Origin of the sequence: Microbacterium sp. K35 (genome assembly GCF_004794375.1) — a bacterium.
GTDB lineage: Bacteria > Actinomycetota > Actinomycetes > Actinomycetales > Microbacteriaceae > Microbacterium > Microbacterium sufflavum.
In genome coordinates this window covers 1-1,831 of the sequence record NZ_SSDM01000381.1, presented here as the reverse complement: position 1 = coordinate 1,831, position 1,831 = coordinate 1, and the positions used below count along the sequence as shown (strand labels likewise).

Genomic DNA, 1,831 nt, shown 5'->3' with positions numbered 1-1,831 from the left:
CGGCCGTTCGCCCCAGCGGGAGCGGGGCACCGCGGCGGACGGCCGCAGCGTCCTCACCGGCCACCACCTCTCCGGCGCGCAGCAGCACCCCGTCGCCCTGCCCCTCCGGACCGCACGCCACGTTCACGCACGAGTGGATCCCGTGGCTCAGGTAGACGTACAGGTGGCCCGGCTCGCCCCACATCGTGGCGTTGCGGGCGGTGCGACCCATGCGCGCGTGCGAGCCGGGGTCGACGCGGTCGCCCGTGCCCTGGCCGTGATAGGCCTCGACCTCGGTGACGCGCACGCGGACCTCCACCGGCACACCGCCCTCGATCACCACGGTGCGCAGTTCCGCGCCAAGCAGGGTGGGCGCCACCTCGACGGCGGAGCGCATCACGTCGTCGCGGGTCACGCGTCGCAGCGGAACGGCCGACACGTCAGAACCGCGGCGCCGTCTGGCACCAGGAGGCGTCGAAGCCGGTGAGGGCCACGAGCTCCTTCCCGGAGTCCAGGTCGATCAGGTGGGTCTCCAGCCGCCCCGGAAGCGGCAGCAGCATGCCGTCGTAGGGGTTGTTCGCCATGTCGGGGGCGACCACGACGGCCGCGTACTGCCCGCTCGGCGACGCGCACGCCTGGAGGATGGCGTCGCTCGACCCCACCTCGACCAGGGGTTCTGCGACCCCGTCGTCGTCCACGCGGACCACCGCCTGCCCGATCGGCAGTCCCGAGTCGTCGCGCGACACCACGTGCCGCAGCGTGCCGCCGGGGAACGGCGTGATCGTCGTGGCCGTGCCGTAGTCGGGCGTCGAGGCCGCGAGCGGCTGCTCCGAGCCGTCGGTGAGGTTCAGCTCGACCACGGTGCCGTCGAGTCGCTCCACGATCGCGGTGTAGGTGCCGCGCGAGATGCCCTGAATGGTGGTGGCGAGCCCGAGCGACTGCACTCCCGTGTCGGCGGAACGGTCGACGAGGGCGAGCGCGCCGTCGAAGTCGATGAAGAGCACGGCGGCGCTGTCCGGCACGAACTGCCACACGAAGACGCTCGCCTCCTCGCCCGCGACCTCGATGATCTGCGGCTCGTCGTCGCCGCTCAGCGACTGGGTCACGAGCACGCTCGCGCGGCCCTCGCTGTCGCCGAGCTCGCGGTCGGAGTAGCTGTAGCCGACGAGGTTGCCGCGCTCGGAGACCTGGATCTCTCGGACATAGCCGTCGCCGGGCAGCGTCAGCTCGCGCTGGTCCTCACCGTCGCGGTCCATCACCAGCAGGTGCGAGCCGTCGTCTTCCTCGACCGAGGCCACGAGGCGCGTGGAGGTGGCGCGGAAGTCGTTGATCCGCGGATGCGAGAACACCGGCACCGCCTTCTCGCCGCTGAGGTCGGTGCGGAAGATCGTGTCGTCGCCGTCGACGTCGCGCCGCAGCAGGAACATCGTCGAAGCGGGCGTGGTGAAGCTCGTCGTGAGCTCGGCGGACGGACCACCGCTCGCACCGACGGCATCGGACACCGTCACGGTGTACGTCGTGTCGTCGTCGAGCGGCACCGTGAAGCGCACCCCGATCCCGCGGCCGGCCGCGTCGACCGTGAACGGCACAGCCGGCTCGACCGACACCTGGTCCGCCTCGACCGCGGCGAGGGGCTGGTTCGCGGTGAGGATCAGGCGACTGCCGGACGATTCGATCGCCTGGGCCGCGTCGACCTGCACCTCCGAGATGCGCGGACCCTGCAGCAGGCTCACGACGCCGAAGCCGGTGCCGACCAGCACCAGCACACCCAGCACGCCACCGATCGTCAGCAGGAACCGACGTGACATCCGCGGCCCGGCCGCCGCACCGGCGCGGTCGCTCGCCGCGGATG

At 72.1% G+C, this 1,831-nt stretch carries 2 protein-coding genes; both read right to left on the bottom strand.

Annotation, left to right across the window (positions count from 1 at the left end; all coding sequences use genetic code 11):
* Positions 1–376: DNA-3-methyladenine glycosylase (locus DW299_RS15835; RefSeq protein ID WP_136037147.1), on the bottom strand; the 376-nt coding region annotated here is incomplete at its 3' end.
* Between the two features lie 43 nt (positions 377–419).
* The coding region (locus DW299_RS15830; RefSeq protein ID WP_136037146.1) for an Ig-like domain-containing domain at positions 420–1,831 on the bottom strand (1,412 nt) is incomplete at its 5' end.